The following is an 8112-nucleotide window of genomic DNA, read 5'->3' as shown; positions in this document are numbered from 1 at the left end:
CCAGCCGTCCAATCCATATCGATGACCAGCGTCTTAAAACCAGACTGCTGCAAATCATTCGAAATCTCGTTAGATGACTGCGACTTAACGACACCACCTTTCTGATTACCAACAACAATAACTAAACCGAGTGCTTCAGATGTACGACTTTTTTCCATTGTTAAATCCCTCTAAAATTTCGCATGCGAAATAATTAAATTATTGTTGATGGGCCATAGATTGAGAACGCGTTTGCTTCGCTTTTCCTGCCGCGAGGTATTCGAAACTCTCAGCGGTAAAGCTATAGCCGTGATAATTAACGCCATCTTTTTCATACTGAGAGTTTTTAACAATGAAATGGACGACGATCAGGTCACCTATATCTAATTGACGTTCAGCACGCAGAGCCAACTCATCGTAGGCTGCGAACTCGATAACTGTAGAAACATTATTGCGTTTTTTGCTCTCTGCAACAGTAAGACGACAATAGGTAACGTCATCTTTCTTAATCAAACTAACGGGTTTAAGTAAGCGGCCTGTGATTGTGTTGCTTTGCATGATGGTGTCTCCTTTGAGCCTGGCGTTACGCCTGATGTATCCAGTGGCCATCCACTGGATACGGTTTAATATACTACGGCACTTATTATAAATCAACACTGATATGTTACTTTTGAGACAGTTTTTCGAGTGCTGGCTTTACAATCCGACCAAAGACCCTCTGAGATTTCATGCCTTCATGCTTTCATTCGTTTAAATTGTTATTTTTCAATGTATTGAGATAACGAGGATAGAGAGCGCTCAAACCATGCGGGATGTATTACAGGAAAAAGAGAAGGGCTAATATTGTGCTCAGCGAGAACATCGAAGTTTTTAGATATTTTAATCACGACATCCTTCACGCCAGCAGTTCGATTCCACAGTCGGTCAATAGTCCGTACACCAGGCGGAAGGACAAAGAAAAAATCAGTCTTCCTAAACAAGCTCTGCTTACTTTCGAACATATCAACAAAAGTTAGCAAGATGTAAGGTACAAAATTTATCGTCATGCCCCTGTAACGCCAAATGTTAATATCATCGGCTTTTTTTAGAGCATCCTTGAACTCAGAAATACGCCCACCTTCAGCAAGAGCCTGAAAAGTTAAGCAGACCTCATACATATGCTCAGAAACGGAATTTCGAAGAATAATAGCTTGTTCATCGTCATATTCGCTAGCACCAAGGTTTTCGTACCTGATTCTGTTTTTAGTTACGGTTGGACACAAGGAATGTCTTTCATGACGGAAATGTTCTGAGGTGCCGGGAGTATGCTCTGCAACAATGTCCATCATGTCACCACATACACTACACAGTCCCTGTTTCAATCCGTGAGCAACGAACCAATGCGCGGTTTCAAGTATTCCTGTTGTAGGGTTGATTGCCGAAGTGGCCATGCATTTTTTCCTTCATCAAGACGATCAAGTTTTAAACATATCATAAACCAGCTTAGAACCGTCCAGCTAAGCACATTCGCATTAGGGTATGCTCTAAAGATTGGTTCTGTCCGATCACAATAATTCCAATCTGCTCGGCGCACAGGTTGGACATTTTTCCGACAGTGCTATTTTGTCTAGGTACGCTATACGATAATCGGTACAGAACGGAGGAGGGATCGGGCAAAAGAAAGGCCGCTGTAGCAGCCTTTCTTCGAGTGTACAAAATTGCTAGGTGGATGATTAAAAAAATAGTCGTTCTTCATTCCAGCGTTCCGGAAATCCCATTGAAGCATAGAATAATTTAGATACAGGATAATCGTCAAAAAGCTTCTGAATATCTGCACCTATTTTTCCAAAGCCAAATGCACTCAACATCTGTTGAATAACAGCAAGAGAGGTATATATCCTATTAAGCTGATCTTGTTTTGTACCATTTGCCTTAACTAGAGGGATCGTAGTACTTAGTAAGTTTTTTATGAACTTAGGTGCCAGTCTATTTCTGTTAAATAATCGGGAGTGATGACAACAATCATTACGTACTGTATGAATGACAGTTAACCAGTTCAAAAGAGTTTCATAATCTTTTGCTCCTGCAATTTTCGAAGCATATCTATCTAACTTCAGATTATTAATAGAATCAGGGTTAAAGGCTTCTAATAGGCTTTTTAGATTACCGAAAGTCAATAACTCAATTGATACCCAACCAGGGGGTAATCCTCGATGAAAAGGGCAATATTCGTTGAAATATTTGGACTTATAATGTATTGCGAACTCTTCTTTTGATTTTCTGAATGATGTACTCACACCAGAGACAGTTTTGACGTGATTATCACTATTATTAAATAGCGATGAATTTAAGTACCAGAAGGAATTTTGACTTTTGCCAGTAACCCAATAATCAAAAGAACTGCGAACGGCAATTTCAATTTTTTGTATCAATTTAAAAACAAGTAGACGCAAATCCTGATCGAAAAGATATAACTCGTGCGCTTTATAAAAAGTTGCCTCTTCATAATACCTTTTTGTAGTCTCGTCACGAAAAGGAATCAGATATGCTTTAAAACGATAGTAGCTACACCTCTCAAGTATCTTTTGGGCTTTTCCTACGTCAACTATAGTTAAACCATCACGTTGAAGTTTTTGGCACAAATCTGAACTTGATTGGTAAGGTTTTTGATATGGGATTAGAACTGACAATTCAACAACCCTATTAAAAAGTCAAAAAAAAAGCTTCCACTCTTACGACGTTAGTCTGGAGGAAGCTGTTGTTACAGTCATATTACTGTATTTTTGCTATTTTTTTTGACAAAAAGTGCTATTTGTTTTTTTGCGAGCATTTCAGCACTACAAAGAACAGGGTTATTGACCTCAGTGATCATTCTACTGGGGGAAATAACGCATAGCCAGCAGAACTAGACAGAATTAGGGGTTTGAGGGCCAACGGGGTCAAAACCTACTATAAGGGCTTCCCCGAAGTCTCTAGTTTTTATGCCGCCAAATAATGGATCGCAAAACTAAGTAGATTAGTAACATAAATTTCCTTAATTCCGATCTATCCTCCCACTTTCATTTTCTGTTGTAGTTCAATTTTGTTGCCATTCTTTTACAACAACTCCCCAATCGACAGTTCTCTCGACCAATTTTCCATCAGTATCTTTTCTTGTCGGGGTATGAGGGCCAATGGGGTGAAAACCTACGCTAAGCAATAGACAATCAAATAAATAATTTATTAACCACCGTTTTACTCATCATGATTAGCAAAAATAGTGACTACCACCGATCAACTGTATAGTTCAGTGGTAGCCTATCCGTAAATTATCCTACTTGTGACTCGCGATAATTTTTCTTTATGAAACTATGAAAAAATTTGCCGTGTGATTCAGCCCCATCAAATTCATACCAAGTTGTAAGTGGAAAATCATGGTAGTTCCATACAGCTCCAGTATTAAATTCAATCTCTAATGTAGAAATAGATTCGTCGTACCCAATACTCCGAATCATCCTTGATGAAACACCTCTTCTTTCCATTTTTACGCTCCATTGGTTAGATTTTCTGTTCACGTATTTTAGTTACAACGGTTTTATAGTTATCAGCATCTAGAGAGAATTCTTTGGTCCAACATTCTATTAACTTTGGATCTTCACTGGTTGGCCTTGGGTGATTCAATTTCAATCTAACTCGAGATGGAATCTTTATAGCTTCACCTGAAATAACGGCCTCACCTATACGCAAAGATGCAAGAAGATCCATAAGACTATTTAGATTATCGGGTGCGGATGATTTTACTATAGATTGGTCGCTTGAATTGGTAAGCCGAAGAGCTATCAGCGTGCCAATTTGGGAAATTATAGTCTCCGACAACTCTGAAGGACGTTGAGAAATGACTAGTGCTCCTACGCCAAATTTCCTTCCCTCTTTAAATATTTTTTCAACCGCAGCTTTTGAATAATTACTCTTGTCATTTTTCCCTAGATACGTATGAGCTTCCTCGAAGGCTAAGAGCAGTGGTCTTTGCTTACCGGTATATGACTCTTTACGCCCCCAAAACATGCTGTCGTAAACAAACCGTGTAATCAAGCCTATGGTTATATCTAGTACCTCAAATGGGACACCGCTAAGATCTAGTATTGTTAGTCTTTGATTGCATCCTATCCAATCCGCTAGTAAATCATGCAAATCTTTTTCAGAGTCTGCCGTTTTATAATCTCCAGGATTGAACAAAAAATCATATCTCGTATCTCTTAGCCGAGAAAGTAATTTTTTCTCATAAGAAAAATACTCCATATGTTTAGACTTATAAGGTGCTGCATTACCCATTGAGTAAGGCTCAAATGTCGCTGGAGTCAATGTTTCTGCGTCTCCAGCATTCTTTTCTTGAGCAGTTTTCTTGGTTTGCTCATCTTTCATTGTGGAAGAAAATGATGCGTTAAGACACCAATTCATCTCATGCCATAATCGTCTTGCGCTAAAAGGAATAGGCGAATCCGCTGTAACAAGATCTACATCAACAGCACCTGCCTTTAAATTTATATTTTCCTTCTTTAATTCAGTTACAAGGTCCCTCAGTAAACGATATTCTATTTTCTGCTCATCACGATGATCGGCACCGACTAAGAAATATGCCAGTTCTTCAAAGGTCATCAACCAGAACGGTATTATTAATGGGGAGCTCTCTTCGTTAATTTTAAGAACTTTGGCATCAGGAAATGCAGAGGCATATTCACCGTGTGGGTCTACCAATATAATCCTTGAACCAACATAACCATGTAGAATAGATTTCAGTATGCTGACAGTAGTATTGGATTTTCCGCTACCTGTTGAGCCCAAAATGCCACAGTGACGTAAAATTAAGTTATGAGTATCTACATAGACACCTAAATTTTCAGATGAAGAATGTTTCCCAATTTCAATGGAACCAGTATCCTTTTCTCCATAAATTTCAAATAGATCGTGTTCAATTACAAGATGTACTTCATCACCTATTGTAGGATAAGTACCAACCCCTTTCTCAAACTCACTGTCACCTATTTTTTCGCCAATTAGTTGTACTGAAAGGAATTTTGAGCTCATTCTATACTCATCATCACTGCTATCTGCAAATGGTCTGTCACTCACCGCAGCAACGATAGCGTAGATAGTAATATTCCCCATTGGCATTTTTACAAATGTGCCGATCTGACCAATTTTATATAATCGACCATTTATTATTGGCGCTGCGGAAGGTATTTCTGATGAAACCTCTACCTCTACAGTACTGGAATCCACACGAATAACCTTTCCTAAATATGTAGAGTCAGTCTTCATTTATAGATACCTCAATCTCGCTGCTACGGCCAGAATTACCAACTAAGAACTCAACCAAATAATTAAAATCACCAAGCAAGAATTTTTCACCGTCAGCATTCCAAAAACCATCACATTTTTCTTTGTTTTTTAGCTCGCATTGGTCAAAGAACCATTTCCCTAACGTTCCGTTTATAATCGCAGTTGTTGGTCCGAATACAGATAGATTTAGATATCCTGCCGAAAGGGAATGCAATTTTTTAACTTCACTGTCTGCATAAAAAAAGACTACAACACTAAGTCTGTTGTTTTGCCTCAAGCAATTAAAAATAATTTCATTTATATGCTGATCTAAAAATGAGTATCCGGTAAAAATGAATAGAAGCTCACCACTTAGTAAATAGTTTTTAAGGCGGTCGAAGTAAACTAAAAAAGGTTGTCTACGAGATAGATCATATTTTTCTTTTGATGGGTAAATGACGATCTCATTTTTCTCTTCTTCAATTTTATCTACTTTCCCAAGACGTATAACTTTATGCGACTTCAGATTCTCTCTTTTTTTCCAAAACCAACTAAGAGAACCATGTATCTTCCATAATCGAATCCAGTTCTGAGTTAGATCATTTCTACGAACAAGTGTTTCGACACTTTCTTGCCAAAAAAATGGTTCATAAGAACCAACGAAACCGTCAAAATACGGCGCACGAATTGCTTCAAGAGATTTTTCTATTACCAGATCATAATTTGTAGTAAAAATCTCTTTTGAAAAATCTCTGTTTTGCATGTTTAACCACGCAAAAAATTTCTTTGGGGCAGTCAGATTAGCACTAACTTCTTTCTCCGTGATTAGATTATAAATATTTTTGCAAATTTCAATATCCAGATCACGCGCGTTTATGCCAGAAACCCCGAGAAATTCTCTATCAGGCCTTTCTTCAGTTATTTCGCGAATCCGTCTTATCTGATTAAGAATATCTTCAATGCTAATTGTTTCATCAGGCTTCGATAAGTCAGCTTTAATAACATTAAAATAATCCAACAATGATCCGGTTAATGCACTTTCCACTTGAATAGTCAATTGAGATATATTTGGCAAGCCTAAAGCACAGGAGGTACCGGCCCCCATAAAGAAACCAATATTTTTAGCGTAGGATAGTTGACTTTTTAGCTCACGAATTTCTTTAAGTAGGTTTATTTCTTCCATAGCTTTTAATTCCCTATCATAATTTATTGTATGACTTGATCTCTGCTTAGAATAGTTCTTTTTAAATCGTGATTAATATTATCTTACTGATGATTTCTGATTGTTTTCCGATTTTTTTAACCGAAAATAAGTAGCCCGAGAAACCCCTGTCTTTTCTAGAATTATTTTTTCTGATTGCTTCTGATTGATAAGTTGTCTGACAAGTGCTGCTTTCGAGTGCGGTTTCCGTCCAAATTTGACACCGGATGCCATAGCAACAATTCTGCCATCATTAGTGCGTTCCAGAATACGTTCTCGTTCTGCTTCTGCAACAGCTGCCAAAATTTGAATCACCATTTTCCCCATAGTTCCTTCTGTACTTAGTCCGTTCTCCAGAAAACGAATGGCTATTCCCTTTTTATAGCAAGCATCAACAATGTGGATCATGTCTGCGGTATTGCGGCCAAGCCGATCCATTTTGGTACAAATAATGATGTCATCCTTTTCTGCACGGGCAAGCAGCCGTTGTAACCCTTCGCGCTCATCCGTGGCTCCTGACATCATATCAGTAAAAATCCGGTCATCTCTGACACCTACAGATTTCAGCTCCGTGATCTGTACCGTCAGTTTCTGATGGCTGGTTGATACTCTTGCATATCCCAGTAATGCCATATTGGTCTCACAAATCGATATTGATACTGCGTAGTATCATAAAGTATAAATCGCGATTTTTGATACTCATGTTTGAATTCGTTTTGAGTGGTCTCAAAACTTATAATATTTGAGATAATTAAAAATAGACCAAGGTCATACTTATGCAAGGAACGCTGAATGCCTATCGATTTTTTGACCGAAGAACAGAAACAAAATTATGGACGTTATGCGGCATAACCGAACGAGGTACAACTCGTCCCGTTCTTTTCATCTTAAGTTGTTTCAGATCTGCGCCAGTAGACGGTCGGTATCCTAAAAAATCCCTAATTGTCCGTCGATGCCTTTGCCCCTGGCGGGAACAGGGATCGTATGAAGCAATAGCGTCGATGGGAACAGATAATTGTTTGGCTAATGCCTGAGCAACATCAGTATTAATTTGTCTGTTATCTTCAGGGAATCGGCCATATAACTCTATGAACTTCAGTTGGATAGCAAAACCCAGACGACCTTTATCAGTCATTCCTAGCAACAGAGCTAATTGTTCAGCATTTAAGGGGTCTGAAGCCCAACCGTACGGAAATTTACGGTGGTGAAGTAACTATAATAGACACGGGAAATATCCTCAATTTGGCATTTAACAGACACCATTGTTTACTATTCTATTTCTCAGACCGACCTCTTATCGAACGTTTCCGTACTATTGGGCTTCAGACCCCGTTTACCGTCGATCTCCAAACTTACCCCGTCATAGCAGCAACTTGATGCACGCAGTGCATGGAAAGCGGCACACGGTAATAGCATACACCCCGATGTATGACCGCTGAAGCCCGGCAACGCCGGTTCGGGCCATAAGAGATCCTGATAACACCTCTGCCCTGCTGAGCCTTACGGGCTTATAAACGATAATTGACCTTACACTGCAAAGAACCCCGGTGAGCGGGCAGTGTGGCGCGTAGCGACGCGCTGGGCGTGATTTCCGGGGCCTTAGCGATTGGCACGCGTAGCGTGACGAACGCTTAGGTTTGCAATGTCTCTGTTCC

9 protein-coding genes are annotated in these 8112 nt (G+C 39.2%); all 9 read right to left on the bottom strand.

Features of this window, described 5'->3' with window-relative positions:
* Positions 1–158: AAA family ATPase (locus AEP37_RS25370; RefSeq protein WP_156168714.1), on the bottom strand; the 158-nt coding region annotated here is incomplete at its 3' end.
* A gap of 40 nt (positions 159–198) precedes the next feature.
* Positions 199–537: a hypothetical protein gene (locus tag AEP37_RS21715; protein WP_049615286.1), complete on the bottom strand. Its 339-nt coding sequence runs from the start codon at positions 535–537 to the stop codon at positions 199–201.
* Between the two features lie 200 nt (positions 538–737).
* Positions 738–1409 (bottom strand): hypothetical protein, encoded by a 672-nt coding sequence (locus tag AEP37_RS21710; protein WP_049615285.1) that lies wholly within the window; start codon positions 1407–1409, stop codon positions 738–740.
* Positions 1410–1691: 282 nt separating this feature from the next.
* Positions 1692–2648, bottom strand: a complete 957-nt coding sequence (locus AEP37_RS21705; protein ID WP_049615284.1) for an Abi family protein — start codon at positions 2646–2648, stop codon at positions 1692–1694.
* Positions 2649–3266: 618 nt separating this feature from the next.
* Positions 3267–3479, bottom strand: coding sequence for a KTSC domain-containing protein (locus AEP37_RS21700; RefSeq protein ID WP_049615283.1), 213 nt, complete (start codon positions 3477–3479; stop codon positions 3267–3269).
* 16 nt (positions 3480–3495) lie between these two features.
* On the bottom strand, positions 3496–5256 hold the full coding sequence (locus tag AEP37_RS21695; protein ID WP_049615282.1) for an ATP-binding protein: 1761 nt from the start codon (positions 5254–5256) through the stop codon (positions 3496–3498).
* Positions 5246–6439 carry an SIR2 family protein gene (locus AEP37_RS21690; protein ID WP_049615281.1) on the bottom strand — a complete coding sequence of 398 codons (1194 nt, stop codon included), beginning with the start codon at positions 6437–6439 and terminating at the stop codon, positions 5246–5248. Before AEP37_RS21690 ends, AEP37_RS21695 begins: the two co-directional genes overlap by 11 nt.
* 78 nt (positions 6440–6517) lie before the next feature.
* Positions 6518–7090 carry a recombinase family protein gene (locus AEP37_RS21685; protein WP_049615280.1) on the bottom strand — a complete coding sequence of 191 codons (573 nt, stop codon included), beginning with the start codon at positions 7088–7090 and terminating at the stop codon, positions 6518–6520.
* Between the two features lie 163 nt (positions 7091–7253).
* On the bottom strand, positions 7254–7592 hold the full coding sequence (locus AEP37_RS27990; protein ID WP_072086386.1) for a DUF4158 domain-containing protein: 339 nt from the start codon (positions 7590–7592) through the stop codon (positions 7254–7256).
* Positions 7593–8112: the final 520 nt, after the last annotated feature.

Origin of the sequence: Yersinia pekkanenii (genome assembly GCF_001152565.1) — a bacterium.
Lineage (GTDB): Bacteria > Pseudomonadota > Gammaproteobacteria > Enterobacterales > Enterobacteriaceae > Yersinia > Yersinia pekkanenii.
Note: the sequence above shows the minus strand (reverse complement) of the source record. Positions and strands in the feature narration are given on the sequence as shown.